We start from the raw sequence: 17327 nt of genomic DNA, 5'->3' as shown, positions 1-17327 counted from the left end.
TTTTTAACTGCTTATTCACCTAATACTTTAAGTGTGTTCAACACTTTGAAATCTTCTTCAGCTTCCAATTTCTCAGTAACGGCAGCCAATTGTGTCTTACTCATTGAATGAGTGATGATAACAACACGAGCGCGAGTTCCGTTTGCTTTTTGTTGAAGCACTTGTTCAAATGAAATATTTTCTGAATTGAAGATTTCAGCCAAACGAAGCAATTGACCTTTTTTATCAGGGGTATTAATCGCAAAGTAATAATGGCTCTTCACATCTGCAGGATTTGCCAATGTTGTTTCACGAACAAATTCGTTAAATGGTTTCCCAACATTACCGTCTTTAATACGACGACAGATACGGATAATATCAGCAGTTACAGACGTTGCTGTTGGTTTTTGACCAGCACCAGGTCCATAATACATTGATTCCCCGATACCAATTGACTCCACAAAGACAGCATTCATAACATCGTTGACACTAGCAAGCGGATGTGCTTTTGGCAAGAAAGTTGGTGAAACTTCTGCTGAGATACCTGATTCAACTTCACGCACATCTCCGACCAATTTGATGACATAGCCAAGTTCTTGAGCGACAGCAACGTCATCTGGTGTGATCGTTGTGATTCCCTTATGCGCGACATCATCAAAATCAATCGTCATTCCAAAACCAAATTGACTTAAAATGACAGCTTTATAGGCAGCATCGATACCTTCGACGTCATTTGTTGGGTCACTTTCAGCATAACCAAGCTCTTGAGCTGTTTTAAGCGCATCTTCGTAAGTCCAACCTTCATCAACCATTTTAGTCATCATAAAGTTAGATGTTCCGTTAAGAACTCCCAAAATACGAGTCACTTTATCTGAAGTAAGTGAGTTAGCAAGAGTACGTAGAATTGGAATACCACCCGCTACAGCAGCTTCATAGTAGAAAGCTACACCCTTGTCTTTTGCAAGAGCAATCAATTCTTTACCATGTGTAGCAATCAAATCTTTGTTTGCAGAAACAACATTTTTACCAGCTTCTAGAGCCTTAGTAATAAAAGTACGAGCTGGTTCAATACGTCCCATCAATTCAATAACAATGTCAATGCTATCATCACTTAAAATCTCATCAACGTTTGTAACAAAATTATAATCATTTCCGGCAGCCAACAAACGATTTTTTTCTTCATCGTCTTTGACAAGAACCTTAGCGATTTCAATGGTGTCGTGAGCTGCTTCAGTAATTTTTGAATGATTTTCTTTCAAAAGGAAAGGAACACCACTAGCAACTGTACCAAAACCGAGCAAAGCAATTTTTATTGACATTTTATTCTCCTTAGTAAGTAATTTTCGAACGGAAAAGTGATTTTTACAACCAGCACTTCCTAAAATAAAAACATTTTCTACATTATACCATAAAATTATTCAGAATTTACAGAAAAATAACGAAGTCTAAAAATCTTTCCCTAATTTAAGGTAAATTCTTTCTTTTGTACTAAAAAAACAGTACAATAGAAACAGATTTTGTTTCAGGGGAGATTTTCATGAAAAAACGACACAAACACGAGAAAAAAAGTAAAAAATCACTCTTACTCGTCAATATTATTCTATTTTTAGCCTGTATCATAGCTGGCGCCATACTCTTTTTCACACTAAAAGAGAGTCATTCGATTCTATCAGCAGAAAAAACTGAACAAATCTCAAAAAAATCAGATCAACAAACGTCAACCACTCCTTCTACCGAGCAAACTTCAGTAAATCAAGCTAATGACAATAATAGCGAAGTTAACTGGGTTCAGCAAGATTCTGACGTTTCTCTTCCAATTCTAATGTATCACGCCATTCACGTCATGGCTCCCGAGGAAGCTTCAAACGCTAACCTTATCGTAGATCCGACAACATTCGAAAGTCACATCAAGCGACTTTCTGACGAAGGATACTATTTTTTAACTCCTGAAGAAGCTTATAAAGTTCTAACAGAAAATGTTCTTCCAAACGGAAATTCAAAAATCATTTGGTTAACTTTTGACGATAGTTTATGGGATTTCTATGACAATGCTTACCCCATTTTAAAAAAATATAAAGCCAAAGCAACTAATAACGTTATCACAAGTACTGTCGGAAATTCTGCTAACTTAAGTCTCGACCAGATGCTTGAAATGAAAGGACAAGGGATGTCTTTCCAAAGTCATACTTCAACCCACCCAGACTTATCTGCTAGTGATGACAATACTCAAAAAACAGAAATGTCCGATGCCAAAAGCTACCTTGATAACAACTTATCACAAGATACCATAACAATCGCCTATCCTGCAGGACGTTATTCTGATACCACTCTTCAACTCGCTGGTGAACTCAACTATAAGCTTGGTATTACAACAAATGAAGGAATTGCTGATAAAAATGACGGTTTACTATCATTAGATCGCATTCGAATTTTACCAGAAACAACAGCAGATAGCCTTATGGCAAGTATCAACCAATAAAAAAGAGCCTCAGTAAGGCTCTTTTTAGTCAATTTTTCATTAATGATTTGTTTTTCGAAACATTTTGATTAAACTATAAATGATATAAGCTAAATTTCCTAAAAACAAAGCTGACCACAGATAGACAAAAAGTTTCTGATGGTGCTCAATGTTATAAATAATGGCAACTAAATAAATTACCAGATAAACCAATGACATAACTGGAAATAATTTCTTACTTTGCTGCATAACTTACTCTCCCTTTGACTCGTCATATCATAACACAATTTTAAGACGCTGTCTATATCACCAATGATTTTTCAATAAGTCTTTACATTCTAATTGAAAGAGCTATCCTCAACATTTAATACGTTTACATTTTTAGAAAACGTTTTAGAGTTAAGTTCTTTTCCCAGACTTTAACAAGAGAGTGCTATAATAACCTTAACTAATACTCAGATCCATTTCCCATTTTTGCTCAAAAAGAAAGGATTATATTATGGTATGTGGTAAAGTTAAACAAATTAAAAATACAAAAGACAGATTGTTTTACGCCCTCATCTGCCTGATGAAAGATAAGAAGTTCGAAGAAATCAAAATTAAAGACATTCTCGAAATCTCCCAAGTTTCAAGAAGAACCTTTTATCGTCACTTTGCCAATAAACAAGAACTCTTAAATTACTATTTTGAAAAAGTGATTAATGAGTATTTAAAAGAACGGCAAAACTTCGCCCAATCTGATATTTTTGATGAAATGCTTGCTGGCTCACTAGAATTCTGGTATCGTAAACGCAAAGTCTTATCAATATTAATCAAGCACCAACATTTTGATCTTTTCTTTCAAAAATTTGATAGCCGAACCAGAAAAATATTTGATAGTATTACTTTACCTTGGTTTGCTTATAATGATGATGTCGCAAAAATCAACTATGCAGTTGAATTTATCGCTGGAGGTTATTATAATATTCTCAGAACTTGGCTTAAAAAAGAAAATCCTGAGAAACCTGAAGAAATTACCCAAGATGTTAAACAACTCATTATTAAATTAGCTAAATTCTTTGATCTAAATCCACAAATCGAAAAACAAGAACTCTGATAATTTCAGAGTTCTTATCTTTTTTAGTAATATTAAAACACTTGATGTAGCATGACTAAAATGAAAATCAACACGATCAATGATATGATCTGAATGAATTTGATTTCACTTGCTAAAAGTATGGGATAACTTCTCAGATTAGTCTTTTTACGATACCATTTTGACCAAAAAATCCCTGCCTCTCCAAGGATAAAAGTAAGAAATGGATAAATAAAAAATTTAATCCTACTTTCTTTACCAACCATTAAACCACTATTAAAATGAAGTGCATCTTCTTCTGGTGAAAGTAGAACAAAGGCGATAGTTACTAGAAATATAACACCATATAGCAACCTAACATACAACGAGAATCTCTTCATCTGACTTCTCCTAGCAAGTACTGTTACCCAAATTTTAGTCTTCCACTTCACAATTGTCAACAAAAAAACCACCAGTCAATTGACTAGTGGTTCTGTTTTATTAAGCTACTTGAGTAGTTACTCTATTATTTAAGAGTGATTGAAGCTCCAGCTTCTTCAAGTTTAGCTTTGATTTCTTCAGCTTCTGCAGTAGCAACGCCTTCTTTAACGTTAGCAGGTGCACCATCAACAAGAGCTTTAGCTTCTTTAAGACCAAGACCTGTAACTTCACGTACAGCTTTGATAACAGCAACTTTTTTGTCACCAGCTGAAGTCAATTCAACGTCAAATGAGTCTTTAGCAGCACCAGCGTCTGCAGCACCAGCAGCAGCTACAGCTACAGGAGCAGCTGCAGTTACACCAAATTCTTCTTCGATAGCTTTTACAAGATCGTTCAATTCAAGGATTGAAGCTTCTTTAATTTCAGCAATAATGTTTTCAATGTTCAATGCCATTGTAGATTCCTCCAAAAATATTAATGTTTTATTAGATAATTGTTTGTAGCCTTAGGCTACCATACGCATTAAGCAGCGTCGTCTTCTTTGTTGTCTGCCACTGCTTTGACAGCAAGTGCAACGTTGCGAACTGGCGCTTGAAGTACAGAAAGGAGCATAGAAAGAAGTCCTTCGCGGTTTGGCAATGATGCAAGAGCAGCGATTTCTTCTTTTGAAGATACAGCGCCTTCGATTGCCCCACCTTTGATTTCAAGTGCTTCAGCATCTTTAGCAAAGTCACTAAGAATTTTTGCTGGTGCAACAACATCTTCGTTAGAAAATGCTACTGCAGATGGTCCTACGAAAAGATCTTTCATTCCGTCAAGACCTGCTTTTTCAGCTGCACGAGTCAAGATTGAATTTTTGATAACTTTAAATTCAACACCGTTTTCGCGAAGATTACGACGAAGAACTGTATCTTGTTCAACTGTAAGACCACGTGAATCAACAACAACGATAGATGCAGCAGCTTTCATTTTTTCAGCAACAGCATCAACTTGTTCAGCTTTTTTAGCAATAATTGCTTCACTCATTAGTTTTACCTCCGTTATTATTTTTGGGCTAGGTACAAAAAAATTCGCACCTAAACCTAGACACGAAAGTACAAATACGTTATTTCATCATTACGTTTTGTGCCTCGGCAGGAATATTACGAGCACGGCTCCCCTGCTGTCTTAGGTCAGTTTCATTACAAAACCTTAATCATTATAACTTAGATTCTAGAAGCTGTCAACACTTTTTGATTATTTTTTATTAATTTTTTTATTTTTAAGATTTTCTACTATTAATTAACAGGAGCAAAATACTTTTGTTTATTTCAACCCATCCTCTTACAATCATACTATAGTATCATTATAAAAATTATCAAACGCTTACTAATTAAAAAAGTCAGATTTTTTGCGCATAAATCTTTGACTTTTACTGACCAAAGGTGTATTATATCCTCAGAAGGTGATTGATAGGAACAATTGATAGTTCTCTTTAAATACGACCTCTCTACTCCGATATGTAAAGACTAAAGAGAAACTACCTTCAATCTTCCAAATCGTACAATAATATCATTTGGAATAATCTTAAAAATGAAAAGAGGTAATAACATATGGCAAACAATCAATTTTACGGAAGAGATCCTTTTGGAAGCATGGATGATATCTTCAATCAACTAATGGGAAACATGGGAGGCTATAATTCAGAAAACAAACGCTACCTTATCAATGGGCGTGAAGTGACTCCTGAAGAGTTCGCTCAATACCGTCAAACAGGTAAACTTCCTGGAAATCCTGAATACCAAGAAGGTACTCCAGCTTCTGCTCCTAAAGAAGATGGCATCTTGGCAAAATTAGGAACTAACTTGACTGAACGTGCTCGTAATAACGAACTTGATCCTGTTATTGGACGTAATAAAGAAATTCAAGAGACTGCTGAAATCTTGTCTCGTCGTACAAAAAACAATCCAGTTCTTGTTGGAGATGCCGGTGTTGGTAAAACAGCAGTTGTTGAAGGATTAGCGCAAGCTATTGTCAATGGCGATGTCCCTGCAGCGATTAAAAACAAAGAAATTATTTCTATTGATATTGCTGGTCTTGAAGCAGGTACACAATACCGTGGAGCTTTTGAAGAAAATATCCAAAACCTTGTTAAAGAAGTTAAAGATGCTGGTAACATCATTCTTTTCTTCGATGAAATTCACCAAATTCTTGGTGCCGGTTCTACTGGTGGTGATTCTGGTTCAAAAGGTTTGGCTGATATTCTTAAACCAGCCCTTTCTCGAGGTGAATTGACTGTTATTGGTGCAACTACACAAGATGAATACCGCAATACCATTTTGAAAAATGCTGCACTTGCACGTCGTTTCAACGAAGTTAAAGTTAACGCTCCTTCTGCTCAAGACAGCTTTAACATCTTGATGGGTATTCGTGACTTGTACGAAAAACACCACAACGTTATTCTTCCTGATAACGTTTTGAAAGCAGCTGTTGATTTCTCAATTCAATACATTCCACAACGTAGTTTACCAGATAAAGCAATTGACTTAATCGATATGACTGCCGCTCACCTAGCTGCACAACATCCTGTTACTGATGTGAAATCTTTGGAAAAAGAAATCGCAGAACAAAAAGAAAAACAAGAAGCCGCTGCCGCTAAAGAAGATTACGAAGCAGCTCTTAATGCCAAAGTGCGTATCGAAGAATTGCAAAAACAAATCGATAATCACACTGAAGACAAGAAAGTTACTGCCACCGTTAATGACGTTGCTGAATCCGTTGAACGTCTAACTGGTGTGCCTGTTTCAAACATGGGCGCAAGTGATATCGAACGTTTGAAAGAATTGGCTAGTCGTTTGAAAGGTAAAGTCATTGGTCAAGACGAAGCTGTAGATGCTGTTGCTCGTGCTATTCGCCGTAACCGTGCTGGTTTTGACGAAGGTAACCGACCAATTGGTAGCTTCCTCTTTGTAGGACCTACTGGTGTTGGTAAAACTGAACTTGCTAAACAATTAGCTCTTGATATGTTTGGTTCAAAAGATGCTATCATTCGTCTTGATATGTCTGAATACTCAGATCGTACTGCAGTTTCAAAATTAATCGGTACTACTGCTGGTTACGTTGGTTATGATGACAACAACAACACTCTTACAGAACGTGTTCGTCGTAATCCTTACTCAATCGTCCTTCTTGACGAAATTGAAAAAGCGGACCCACAAGTTATCACACTTCTGCTTCAAGTTTTGGATGATGGTCGTTTGACAGATGGTCAAGGTAACACAATTAACTTCAAAAACACTGTTATCATTGCTACTTCAAATGCTGGATTTGGTAATGAAGCTTTGACTGGTCAAGAAGATAAAGACATGAAGATTATGGATCGTATCGCCCCTTACTTCCGTCCTGAATTTCTTAACCGTTTCAATGGTATTATCGAATTCTCTCACTTAACTAAGGAAGATTTGAATGACATTGTTGACTTGATGTTGGCAGAAGTCAGCAAGACTATCGCTAAGAAAGGTATTGATCTAGTCGTTAGCGATGATGCTAAAAAACACCTTATCGAAGAAGGTTACGATGAAGCCATGGGTGTTCGACCACTCCGCCGTGTTATCGAACAAGAAATTCGTGATAAAATCACTGATTTCTACCTTGATCACACAGATGTTAAACACCTTAAAGCTGATATGGTTGACGGAGAACTTGTTATCAGCGAAAAATAAGCCATGTAGTGGCAATTCCAACTTTTCTAAGCACTCCTAATCTCCTAATAGCCCAACCTAATTTCCTTAGGTTGGGCTATTTTCTATTATATTATATTCTCATATGGTTTTAACAAGATTTTTCTAAAAATCCCCTAGTACCTTATCATATAAAATGTTACAATAAGTCTGTTGACTCTATTAGAAAGAAGGACATGGTGTGAATGATTTAGAATACATGCCTCAGAACAGTCGTTTTGAAGCAGTCTTACTCGGATTTTTAGGTGGAGCCCTAGATGTCTATTGTCAGATTCAATTTGATACGCTAGTTGCCACTCAAACCGGAAATATTCTTTTTCTTATCGCTGATATCGGTCATAGTTCACTTCATCAAACACTCATCCGTTTCTATTCAGTTTTGTTCTTTTCACTTGGATTTATGTTTGGATTACGTGTACGTGCTAAAGCAAAAACAGCATTTTGGCGTGCCTATGCTATTTTACCACTTTTAGTTGTAACCATCGCTTTGCCACTATTACCTGAAAATCGTTTGCTATGGGTAATCCTTTTGGCATTGGGTACCGGCTTACTAACCTTGACATTCTCTGGTAGTCAAATTGAATCACATGCTTACTCAATTTTGATGACTTCTGGGAACTACCGAAAAATGATCACAGCATGGCACAATTATCTAACGGTTGAAGAAAAAACAGCTAAGATGAAACGTCAAGCAGTCAACTATTCTTTGGTTGTTGTTAGCTTTATCATCGGTGCCATTTTTGTCGCGATTGTCCACCATTTCATTCAAGTAAGAACTATCTGGATAGTATCGCTCGTATTAGCTACTATCATTTATCATTACACAAGTGTAGTTATTCGCTACCGTCTTCAAAAAACAAATATCTAATAAATAAAAGAGACTGGACATTTTTGTCCCAGCCTCTTTTTATTTCAATTTTGTGGCTAATAATTTAATATCTTCAGGTCTTGTTCGACAGCAACCACCAACAACTTTTGCACCTAGTTGGTGCCAAACTTGACTATTTTCACACAAGGTATGTGAATTGTCTGGTAATGATTTCCAAGTCTGTGTTGCCCCGTCATAGATTTCTCCAGAATTTGGATAAGTTACTAAAGGTTTTTGAGAAATTGTACGACTAGCTTTCAACAAATCTGAAATAATCGCTGGTCGGCTACAATTAATCCCAAAAGCAAGAATTTGTTTGCTGCTGTCGCAGAGTTTTGCAACCTCAGTCATTGGCGTTCCATCGGAAATCTTCTGACTATCTTGTGCCGTAAAGGACATGTAAGCTTCCGTATCAGGAAATTCATCTGCTAACAATTCAATCAATGCTTGCGCTTCAACTACATTTGGAATTGTTTCGATAGCTAAAAAGTCACTACCAGCCAGGAGTAAAGCTTTAATACGTGAACGATGAAAATCTTTGAAAGCTTCCTTAGACAACTGATAATCTCCAGTATATTCAGAACCATCTGCTAAATAAGCAGCATACGGACCAACATCACCTGCAATCAAGGGATAGTGACGCTTTGCTTTCTCATCATCAGATAAACTTTGCCAAAAGTTATCACGAGCATTTTTAGCTAAGTCGACTGTCAAAGCAATCGTCTTAAGTGCTTCTACTTCAGATAAGCCATGATCTTCAAGCCCTTGAACAGTTGCCTGATAACTTGATGTTGTTACAATATCAGCGCCTGCGCGCAAGTAATCTTCGTGCAAGTCTTGGATAACTTTAGGATTTTCAAGTAAGTATTTTGCTGACCATAGTTTTCCAGAAACGTCATATCCACGATTTTCTAACTCAGTACCTAGCGCCCCATCCAAAATTATATAATCATTTGACGCTAGTATTTCTTTAAATTTTCCCATAAGATCTTTCCTACCATTTTTTAAAACGTAAATAATGATACAAATAGCATAACACAATAAACGGAATCCCAAAATACAAGCCAGCTCGCTGTGAAGCATCCCAAGCGATTCCGACAATAGAAATCAATAATAGAATAATTGTAACGTAAGGCAAAACTGGTGTAAATGGCGTTTTATACGATAATTCATCTAAAGAATGATTTTCCAAAAAGACTTTTCGGAAATTAATCTGAGCTAATGGAATTGATAACCAAACAACTACCACAGCAAACCCAGCAATTGATACCAATGCAAGGTAAACCGTGTCAGCGGCATAAATGCTAGAAAACAAAGCAAGCACTGCTCCAACCATCGATAACAATAGCGCACGCATCGGAACTCCATGTTCATTGATTTTAACAACTTTCTGAGAAAGCATGCCTTCATTTGCCAGTGACCACAGCATACGACTTGATGCATAAAGTCCTGAATTGCCAGCTGATAGAATTGCCGTTAAGATAACAAAATTCATCAAATCAGCTGCAAAAGGAATTCCCATCTTGTCAAAAACATCAACAAATGGTGCAGTTGAAACACCTGCTTCCTTCATCGGTAAAAGCGAAGCCAAGACAACAATAGTCAAAACAAAGAAAATCACTAAGCGTCCAATAGTTGTCTTAATTGCTTTTGGCACAGCCTCTTTAGGATTATCAGTTTCACCAGCGGCAATCCCAATCAATTCTGTCCCAGAAAAAGCATAGTTAACAGCTAACATTACTGAAACTACCGCAGCAAGTCCCTTAGGAAAGGCACCATTAGCAGTTAAATTGGTAAATAAAATAGCCTGATGTTGCCCATCAAAACTAACCAAACCAAACATAGCTCCAAGACCTAGTATGATAAAGATAATGATTGCAATAACTTTAATTGAAGCAAAAAATGACTCAGCTTCCGCAAAACTTCGAACACTTAAAGCATTAATGGCAAAAATTACCAAGGCGAAAAATGTCGCAAAAATCCAAGTTGGCACATCTGGAAACCATCGTCCCATCAGCATTGCCGCTCCTAAGAATTCTGTTCCGAGCGCAACCGTCCAACAAATCCAGTATAACCATGCCACTGTAAATCCAGTTCCTGGACTGATGAATTTTGTAGCATAGGTATGAAATGACCCTGTAACTGGCATAGCAACTGCTAATTCACCTAAGGATAGCATCACCAAATACACAACGACCGCGCCAACCAGATAAGATAAAACAGCTCCTAAAGGACCTGCCTGAGCAATCGTGTAACCAGAACTTAAAAACAAGCCTGTCCCAATAACCCCACCTAAAGATAACATAAACAAATGTCTACTAGTCATCTTACGCTGAAATTGGCCTTCATTTTCAAAATTATGATTTTCCATATACGCCTCTCAATCTGTAATATATCTATCATATCACAAGATTTTAAGAAATGATAATAGTGTTTAACTATCAATCCATTAGTTAAAAACTATAACAATGAAAAAAAGCCTGAATTTTTCATTCAAACTTTCATTATTACAATTCTTCCAAAATACTGTCCCATGATTCATCTAAACCAGTACGGTCAACTGATGAAAAGACAATAAATTTATCAGATTTATCAAAATTCATTTTTTTCTTGATAGCTGATTCATGCTTGTTCCATTTACCACGTGGAATTTTATCAGCTTTTGTAGCTACCACGATAACTGGAATTTCATAATACTTCAAGAATTCATACATCTGAATGTCATCAGCACTTGGGTCATGACGAAAATCAACCAAACTAACAACCGCACGTAAGTTATCACGGCTAACAAGGTATTCTTCAATCATTTTGCCCCATTTAGCACGCTCAGCCTTCGATACTTTAGCGTAACCATAACCTGGAACATCGACAAATCGCAATTTATCATCAATATTGTAGAAATTCAATAATTGTGTTTTACCAGGCTTACTAGAAGTACGAGCCAAATTCTTACGTCCTAACAGCGTGTTGATAAAACTAGATTTTCCAACATTAGAACGACCAGCCAAAGCAATCTCTGGCAGATCATCTTGCGGATAATGTGTTTTATTAGCTGCACTTAACAGAAGTGAGGCATTATGGGTATTTAAATACTCAGTCATTCTCTTCTCCTTAGGCAATCTCTAAAATGGGTTTATCTTTGCCTTCAACAGCATCTTTTGTGATGCGGACTTTAGTGACTTCATCACGACTAGGAATTTCAAACATAATATCCATCATCGTTTCTTCAATGATTGAACGAAGTCCACGTGCACCTGTCTTACGTTCGATAGCCTTATTAGCAATAGCTTGAAGGGCATCTTCATCAAATTCCAATTCAACACCATCATAAGACAATAAGGTTTGATATTGTTTCACCAAAGCGTTACGAGGTTCAGTCAAGATACGTACCAAATCATCTGTAGTCAATTGTTCAAGTGCTGCTACAACAGGTAAACGTCCGATAAATTCTGGAATCAAACCGAATTTTTGAATATCTTCTGAGATGATTTCTTGCATATAAGAAGCACCTTCATCAATCTTACGGTTATTTTGTCCAAAACCAATAACTTTTTCACCAAGACGTTGTTTGACAATGTCTTCGATACCATCAAAAGCACCACCAACGATGAAAAGAATGTTCTTAGTATTGATTTGAATCATTTCTTGGTTAGGGTGTTTACGACCACCTTGTGGTGGAACACTTGCAATTGTTCCTTCAATAATTTTAAGAAGAGCTTGTTGAACCCCTTCACCTGAAACATCACGAGTGATTGAAACATTCTCACCTTTTTTGGCAATTTTATCAATTTCATCAACGTAAATAATACCACGTTCTGCGCGTTCAATATTGAAGTCAGCTGCCTGAATTAATTTCAAAAGGATGTTTTCAACATCTTCACCAACATAACCAGCCTCTGTCAATGATGTCGCATCAGCAATCGCAAATGGAACATTCAAGCTTTTGGCTAATGTTTGAGCAAGGAAAGTTTTCCCTGAACCAGTTGGTCCGATTAATAAGATGTTAGATTTTTGCAATTCAACATCTTCTTCATCACGACTTTCGGCAAAAGAAACACGTTTGTAGTGGTTGTAGACAGCCACTGCGAGGGCACGTTTTGCGCGTTCTTGACCGACAACATATTCATCAAGAGTAGCTAATAATTCTTTTGGTTTTGGAACTTCAGCCAAATCTACAAGAACTTCTTCTGCTAACTCCTCTTTAATAATCTCTTGGGATAAAGCCACACATTCATTACAGATAAAAACATTGTTTCCAGCAATAATTTTTTTAACTTCCTCTTGGCTTTTTCCACAAAATGAGCAATATACTTTTACATCATTTGTTCGATTTCCAACCATTTTTTGTTCTCTCTAACTCTATTCTTTCTATATATATATTAATTAAAACAAGGTACCATACACGGCATGAATGGTATTTACAACGTTAGTAAATGCATTCAAAAACAAAAGTGCAGCCAATCCATAGCGTTTTTTTCGAAGTGCTGGGAGAGCACACAAAAAACAGATAACTGCTAGTAGAGCCGTGAATACACCGAAAATACTTCTTTGCATTCCTTTCTCCCTGTGTTATTTTTCAAAAACTGTAATCGTAAAATCGTAAGCGTTTTTGTCATCTTTTTCATTAAATGACTCAGAAACCTTTTTAAAGTCTTTTAAGTCGACCTCTGGGAAATAAGTATCTCCTTCAAATTCACCATGAACTGTTGTTTTAATAATGGCGTCACAGTAAGGTAAAAAGGTCTTATAAATACTTGCTCCACCGACTACGAAAAGTGTCTTATCATGGTTCTTAAACCACTCAAATACGTCATCCATATCATGAACAACTGTTACACCGTCTGCTTCAAATGTTTTGTCACGAGTCAAAATCAAGGTTTCACGACCTGGCAAAATACGACGTTTCATGCCGTCAAAGGTCACACGCCCCATCAAAAGAGCTTGTCCCATCGTTGTTTCTTTAAAATGCTTCAATTCTTTTGGGAGACGCCAAGGCAAACCATCATTTACCCCAATTAAGCGATTTTCATCTTCCGCCCAGATAGCAACGATTTTCTTTGTCATATTATCCTCTCATTCATTACCTTCATTTTATCAGATTTCCTATAAAATTGCTGAAATGTGATACGAAAGCCACTGAAAAAGATTAAATAGCCAAATCAAATTTCAATTGAGGTTTAACGGGATCGTAATCAACTAATTCAAAATCTTCTGGTTTAATATCAAAGAAATCTGTTCCATCAGGCACATTCAAAACCAAACGTGGTTGACAGTCAGTTGGTTGACGGCGTAATAATTCTTCTGCTTGTTCAAACTGGTTATCATAAATATGTAGATTATTAACAAAATAGAAGAATTTACCGACCTTCCAACCAAAGTGTTTTGCAATCATCATTTGAAGGGCGACATATTGCATGGCATTAATATGGTGTGAAACCAACATATCGTTTGAACGTTGTGTCAATGTCGCATCAAGGTAAATATCACCGTCAACACGACGAACATCGTACATGGTTTGGAAAGCACATGGCAAAAGACCATCAGTATTTTCAAACGCTTCATAGTCCCAAAGCGAGATGACATTACGACGATTCCAAGGATTTTCTTCAAGTTGTTTTAAAATTTTTCGAACAATATTATGCTTTTTAACAACTGCACCATAGCGTTCTCCGATTGTACCAGTCCCATCAACTTCCCAATCATTCCAATATTTAACATTATATTTATCATTTAAAACTGAAAGATCATTGGTTTGATCTTGATAAATCCAAAAGATTTCTCGGATAGCACTTTTAATCGGAATAGGACGAAGGGTTGTAATCGGAAACTCACCTTTACTAAGGTCATATTCCGCAAAAGCACCTGTTACATATTTAGAATTTGCTTGCCCACCACTTTGGTAAACAGGACGTGCATTCTCTGAAAATACCCCTTCATTCATAATTTTCTTGATATTTTCTTTAAAAATAACATCTGCTTTAGTCATGCTATCCATTCTCCTTTGATTTTATTGATTTAAAAAAATCATTCCTTCCTATTTTATCTGAAAAATACTAAAAAAGCTAGTATTTTTAACGAATTTGGCTGAATTCGCTATTACTTTGAAGGATAAAACAAACGAATTTTTTATAGGGCATTTTGCATACTTTGTGGTAGAATTATGAATGGACAATTATTCGTCACGCCGTAATTTGATAAAAAAGGATTTCTTTTTTAAAAGGACTTCCCCGCCTTTTAATGACTTGTTAGGTAAGAAAGTACGAATTTAACCCCCTAACATTTATTGGAAATTCAATAAAGAGAAAGGTTTTTTCATGAAAATTGGTATTGATAAAATAGGATTTGCAACAGCACAATACGTGCTGAATATGGACGACTTGGCCGAGAGCCGCAATGTTGATCCAGATAAATACAGCAAAGGTCTCCTATTAAATAATCTAAGTATCACACCAGTCAATGACGATATTGTGACACTTGGTGCATCTGCGGCAGAAAGTATCTTAAGCGAAGAAGACAAAGAAACTGTCGATATGATTATTGTGGCAACTGAATCATCAATTGACCAAAGTAAAGCAGCCTCTACTTATATCCACAGTCTTCTAGGAATTCAACCATTTGCTCGTAGTATTGAAATGAAAGAAGCTTGCTATGGTGCAACAGCTGCTCTTGACTATGCTCGCTTGCATGTTCAAAAGCACCCTGAATCAAAAGTTCTCGTGATTGCTTCAGACGTTGCTCATTATGGTGTTAACACACCAGGTGAACCAACTCAAGGTGCTGGAAGTATTGCTATGTTGATTTCAAAAGATCCACGTATCCTACTTCTTAACGATAAATCAGTTGCTCAAACACGTGATATCATGGATTTCTGGCGTCCAAACTATTCAACAACACCTTTTGTTAACGGTATTTACTCAACAAAACAATACCTTGACATGTTGAAAACAACTTGGGCTGAGTTCCAAAAACGTTTTGACACTTCACTTGCTGACTTCTCAGCTTTCTGTTTCCACCTTCCATTTCCTAAATTAGCTCTCAAAGGCTTCAACAAAGTAATGGATAAAAACCTACCAGAGGACCTTAAAGAAAAACTCAAAGAAAACTTTGAAAGTTCTATTATCTATAGTAAACAAGTTGGAAACATCTACACAGGGTCAATTTATTTAGGGCTTCTTTCACTTCTTGAAAACTCTAAAAATCTTGTGGCTGGTGACAATATTGCATTCTTTAGTTATGGTAGCGGTGCTGTAGCAGAAATTTTCTCAGCAACACTGGTCGATGGTTTTAAAGATATGCTTCAAACAAATCGTCTCGAAACACTTAAACAACGTATCCGTTTATCAGTTGAAGACTATGAAAAAATATTCTTTGAAGAGCCTGTGATTGATGCTGAAGGTAATGCAACTATTACTGAATACAAAACTGGAGCCTATGCTCTCAAAGAAATTCGTGAACATCAAAGAATCTATGGTAAAGTAAATGACAAATAAAGTGACTTGGGGAGGATTCTCCAAAAAAACGTTGGCTGAACGCCTTGAACATCTGGAAAATAATGAACTTATCAGTGCTGATAACTTAGAACACTTAAAAGCTAATAAACTTCTGTCACTTGAAACGGCTAATCAAATGACAGAAAATCTTTTAGGAACTTTTTCATTGCCATTTTCATTGGCACCAGATTTTCAAATTGATGACAAAGTATTTAATGTTCCTATGGTAACCGAAGAACCTTCTGTGGTTGCTGCTGCAAGTTTTGCTGCTAAAATCATCAAACGTTCTGGAGGTTTCAAAACTCAAATTCACTCACGTAAAATGATTGGGCAAGTTGCTCTTTATGACGTTCCAAATAAAAGCGCCGCTAAAAAGGCTATCGTCGAACATTCTGAACAATTGCTAAGCTTAGCTAACGATGCTCACCCTTCTATTGTAAAACGTGGGGGTGGTGCTCGTGAATTGAGTATCGATGAAAAAGATGATTTCGTGATTGTCTATTTGACAGTTGATACTCAGGAAGCCATGGGTGCTAACATGGTCAACACCATGATGGAAGCTTTAGTACCAAGTCTTGAAGAACTCTCTGGCGGAAAAAGTTTAATGGCAATTCTATCAAACTATGCGACTGAATCTTTAGTAACTGCAGAATGTCAAGTTGACCTACGTTACCTCAGCCGTAATAAAGAAGAAGCTCATGAATTAGCTCGCAAATTCCATTTAGCAAGCAAGCTTGCCCAGGAAGATGTCTATCGTGCAAGCACTCACAACAAAGGTATTTTTAACGGTGTTGATGCTGTCGTTATGGCAACTGGAAATGACTGGCGTGCTATCGAAGCAGGCGCTAATACCTATGCTTGTAAAGACGGTCAGTACCGTGGTCTAGCCACTTGGACTTTTGATGAGGACTCTCAGGTGCTTCGAGGTCAGCTAACTCTGCCAATGCCAATTGCAACAAAAGGCGGTTCTATCGGCCTTAATCCAACTGTTAAAATCGCTCATAATCTTCTTGGTCAGCCAGATGCTCGTCAACTTGCACGAATCATTGTCTCAGTTGGTTTAGCTCAAAACTTTGCTGCTGTTAAAGCTTTGACATCTACTGGTATCCAAGCAGGTCACATGAAATTGCAAGCAAAATCACTAGCACTTCTTGCTGGTGCCAAGGATAAAGAAGTTTCTGAAGTGGTTAAAGCTCTTTTAGAAGCACCACATATGAATTTAGAAACTGCTCAGCATATCTTACTAAATCTTAGAGATAACTAAAAAACTGTCCACTGGACTTGACTCGTTTTCCTATTTTCAGGCTCGTGAAAAAAC

Annotated in this window: 16 protein-coding genes and 1 other annotated feature; of the genes, 6 read left to right on the top strand and 10 right to left on the bottom strand. The window is 36.8% G+C overall.

What is annotated here, in order from left to right; all coding sequences use genetic code 11:
* Positions 1 to 11: 11 nt before the first annotated feature.
* Entirely contained in the window at positions 12 to 1298 is a 1287-nt protein-coding gene (locus tag JG537_RS03865; RefSeq protein ID WP_199543777.1) for a homoserine dehydrogenase, read from the bottom strand.
* A gap of 218 nt (positions 1299 to 1516) precedes the next feature.
* On the opposite strand from JG537_RS03865, the gene JG537_RS03860 reads away from it, so the two are divergent.
* Together JG537_RS03860 and JG537_RS03855 are read left to right on the top strand one after the other, a co-directional pair.
* Positions 1517 to 2458: a polysaccharide deacetylase family protein gene (locus JG537_RS03860; RefSeq protein ID WP_199543776.1), complete on the top strand. Its 942-nt coding sequence runs from the start codon at positions 1517 to 1519 to the stop codon at positions 2456 to 2458.
* Positions 2459 to 2936: 478 nt separating this feature from the next.
* Positions 2937 to 3533 (top strand): TetR/AcrR family transcriptional regulator, encoded by a 597-nt coding sequence (locus JG537_RS03855; RefSeq protein ID WP_199543775.1) that lies wholly within the window; start codon positions 2937 to 2939, stop codon positions 3531 to 3533.
* A 32-nt stretch (positions 3534 to 3565) separates the two neighbouring features.
* Here JG537_RS03855 and JG537_RS03850 read toward each other — a convergent pair whose 3' ends face one another.
* The 3 genes from JG537_RS03850 to rplJ form a co-directional block, all read right to left on the bottom strand.
* The gene (locus tag JG537_RS03850) at positions 3566 to 3892 is read right to left on the bottom strand and encodes a hypothetical protein (RefSeq protein WP_199543772.1); all 327 of its coding nucleotides are present in this window, start codon (positions 3890 to 3892) and stop codon (positions 3566 to 3568) included.
* Positions 3893 to 4017: 125 nt separating this feature from the next.
* Positions 4018 to 4386 (bottom strand): 50S ribosomal protein L7/L12, encoded by a 369-nt coding sequence (rplL, locus tag JG537_RS03845; RefSeq protein WP_004232036.1) that lies wholly within the window; start codon positions 4384 to 4386, stop codon positions 4018 to 4020.
* Positions 4387 to 4454: 68 nt separating this feature from the next.
* Positions 4455 to 4958 carry a 50S ribosomal protein L10 gene (rplJ, locus tag JG537_RS03840; RefSeq protein WP_199543770.1) on the bottom strand — a complete coding sequence of 168 codons (504 nt, stop codon included), beginning with the start codon at positions 4956 to 4958 and terminating at the stop codon, positions 4455 to 4457.
* 28 nt (positions 4959 to 4986) lie between these two features.
* Positions 4987 to 5122 (bottom strand) — a sequence feature (ribosomal protein L10 leader region).
* A 402-nt stretch (positions 5123 to 5524) separates the two neighbouring features.
* On the opposite strand from rplJ, the gene JG537_RS03835 reads away from it, so the two are divergent.
* Both JG537_RS03835 and JG537_RS03830 read left to right on the top strand, forming a co-directional pair.
* Positions 5525 to 7633, top strand: coding sequence for an ATP-dependent Clp protease ATP-binding subunit (locus tag JG537_RS03835; protein WP_199543768.1), 2109 nt, complete (start codon positions 5525 to 5527; stop codon positions 7631 to 7633).
* A 217-nt stretch (positions 7634 to 7850) separates the two neighbouring features.
* The gene (locus JG537_RS03830; protein WP_199544527.1) at positions 7851 to 8519 is read left to right on the top strand and encodes a YoaK family protein; all 669 of its coding nucleotides are present in this window, start codon (positions 7851 to 7853) and stop codon (positions 8517 to 8519) included.
* Positions 8520 to 8558: 39 nt separating this feature from the next.
* Here the strand turns inward: JG537_RS03830 and mmuM are convergent, their stop codons facing one another.
* The 6 genes from mmuM to JG537_RS03800 all read right to left on the bottom strand — a co-directional run bounded on the left by mmuM (position 8559) and on the right by JG537_RS03800 (position 14505).
* A complete protein-coding gene (mmuM, locus tag JG537_RS03825; RefSeq protein WP_199543765.1) occupies positions 8559 to 9503 on the bottom strand; it encodes a homocysteine S-methyltransferase in 945 nt (314 codons plus the stop codon).
* Between the two features lie 10 nt (positions 9504 to 9513).
* The gene (locus JG537_RS03820; RefSeq protein WP_199543757.1) at positions 9514 to 10890 is read right to left on the bottom strand and encodes an amino acid permease; all 1377 of its coding nucleotides are present in this window, start codon (positions 10888 to 10890) and stop codon (positions 9514 to 9516) included.
* Positions 10891 to 11026: 136 nt separating this feature from the next.
* Positions 11027 to 11620 carry a ribosome biogenesis GTP-binding protein YihA/YsxC gene (yihA, locus tag JG537_RS03815; protein ID WP_199543755.1) on the bottom strand — a complete coding sequence of 198 codons (594 nt, stop codon included), beginning with the start codon at positions 11618 to 11620 and terminating at the stop codon, positions 11027 to 11029.
* A gap of 10 nt (positions 11621 to 11630) precedes the next feature.
* Positions 11631 to 12860, bottom strand: coding sequence for an ATP-dependent Clp protease ATP-binding subunit ClpX (gene clpX, locus JG537_RS03810; RefSeq protein ID WP_199543752.1), 1230 nt, complete (start codon positions 12858 to 12860; stop codon positions 11631 to 11633).
* Between the two features lie 228 nt (positions 12861 to 13088).
* The gene (locus JG537_RS03805) at positions 13089 to 13583 is read right to left on the bottom strand and encodes a dihydrofolate reductase (RefSeq protein WP_074481676.1); all 495 of its coding nucleotides are present in this window, start codon (positions 13581 to 13583) and stop codon (positions 13089 to 13091) included.
* A gap of 82 nt (positions 13584 to 13665) precedes the next feature.
* Positions 13666 to 14505: a thymidylate synthase gene (locus JG537_RS03800; RefSeq protein WP_199543743.1), complete on the bottom strand. Its 840-nt coding sequence runs from the start codon at positions 14503 to 14505 to the stop codon at positions 13666 to 13668.
* 328 nt (positions 14506 to 14833) lie between these two features.
* Between JG537_RS03800 and JG537_RS03795 the strand changes: the two genes are divergently transcribed.
* Together JG537_RS03795 and JG537_RS03790 are read left to right on the top strand one after the other, a co-directional pair.
* The gene (locus tag JG537_RS03795; protein ID WP_199543741.1) at positions 14834 to 16009 is read left to right on the top strand and encodes a hydroxymethylglutaryl-CoA synthase; all 1176 of its coding nucleotides are present in this window, start codon (positions 14834 to 14836) and stop codon (positions 16007 to 16009) included.
* Entirely contained in the window at positions 15999 to 17273 is a 1275-nt protein-coding gene (locus JG537_RS03790; RefSeq protein ID WP_199543725.1) for a hydroxymethylglutaryl-CoA reductase, degradative, read from the top strand. Before JG537_RS03795 ends, JG537_RS03790 begins: the two co-directional genes overlap by 11 nt.
* The last annotated feature ends 54 nt before the right edge of the window (positions 17274 to 17327 follow it).

This window comes from Streptococcus vicugnae, assembly GCF_016461705.1.
Taxonomy (GTDB): Bacteria; Bacillota; Bacilli; order Lactobacillales; family Streptococcaceae; genus Streptococcus; species Streptococcus vicugnae.
This window is presented reverse-complemented; position numbering and strand designations above follow the sequence as displayed.

What these genes read in the sequence shown, in the direction of transcription:
- JG537_RS03820 (WP_199543757.1), bottom strand. Translation starts at nt 10,890, where the DNA reads ATGGAAAATCATAATTTTGAAAATGAAGGCCAATTTCAGCGTAAGATG.
- JG537_RS03800 (WP_199543743.1), bottom strand. Translation starts at nt 14,505, where the DNA reads ATGACTAAAGCAGATGTTATTTTTAAAGAAAATATCAAGAAAATTATG.
- yihA (WP_199543755.1), bottom strand. Translation starts at nt 11,620, where the DNA reads ATGACTGAGTATTTAAATACCCATAATGCCTCACTTCTGTTAAGTGCA.
- JG537_RS03835 (WP_199543768.1), top strand. Translation starts at nt 5,525, where the DNA reads ATGGCAAACAATCAATTTTACGGAAGAGATCCTTTTGGAAGCATGGAT.
- mmuM (WP_199543765.1), bottom strand. Translation starts at nt 9,503, where the DNA reads ATGGGAAAATTTAAAGAAATACTAGCGTCAAATGATTATATAATTTTG.
- JG537_RS03855 (WP_199543775.1), top strand. Translation starts at nt 2,937, where the DNA reads ATGGTATGTGGTAAAGTTAAACAAATTAAAAATACAAAAGACAGATTG.
- JG537_RS03860 (WP_199543776.1), top strand. Translation starts at nt 1,517, where the DNA reads ATGAAAAAACGACACAAACACGAGAAAAAAAGTAAAAAATCACTCTTA.
- JG537_RS03850 (WP_199543772.1), bottom strand. Translation starts at nt 3,892, where the DNA reads ATGAAGAGATTCTCGTTGTATGTTAGGTTGCTATATGGTGTTATATTT.
- JG537_RS03865 (WP_199543777.1), bottom strand. Translation starts at nt 1,298, where the DNA reads ATGTCAATAAAAATTGCTTTGCTCGGTTTTGGTACAGTTGCTAGTGGT.
- JG537_RS03790 (WP_199543725.1), top strand. Translation starts at nt 15,999, where the DNA reads ATGACAAATAAAGTGACTTGGGGAGGATTCTCCAAAAAAACGTTGGCT.
- JG537_RS03805 (WP_074481676.1), bottom strand. Translation starts at nt 13,583, where the DNA reads ATGACAAAGAAAATCGTTGCTATCTGGGCGGAAGATGAAAATCGCTTA.
- clpX (WP_199543752.1), bottom strand. Translation starts at nt 12,860, where the DNA reads ATGGTTGGAAATCGAACAAATGATGTAAAAGTATATTGCTCATTTTGT.
- JG537_RS03830 (WP_199544527.1), top strand. Translation starts at nt 7,851, where the DNA reads ATGCCTCAGAACAGTCGTTTTGAAGCAGTCTTACTCGGATTTTTAGGT.
- JG537_RS03795 (WP_199543741.1), top strand. Translation starts at nt 14,834, where the DNA reads ATGAAAATTGGTATTGATAAAATAGGATTTGCAACAGCACAATACGTG.
- rplJ (WP_199543770.1), bottom strand. Translation starts at nt 4,958, where the DNA reads ATGAGTGAAGCAATTATTGCTAAAAAAGCTGAACAAGTTGATGCTGTT.
- rplL (WP_004232036.1), bottom strand. Translation starts at nt 4,386, where the DNA reads ATGGCATTGAACATTGAAAACATTATTGCTGAAATTAAAGAAGCTTCA.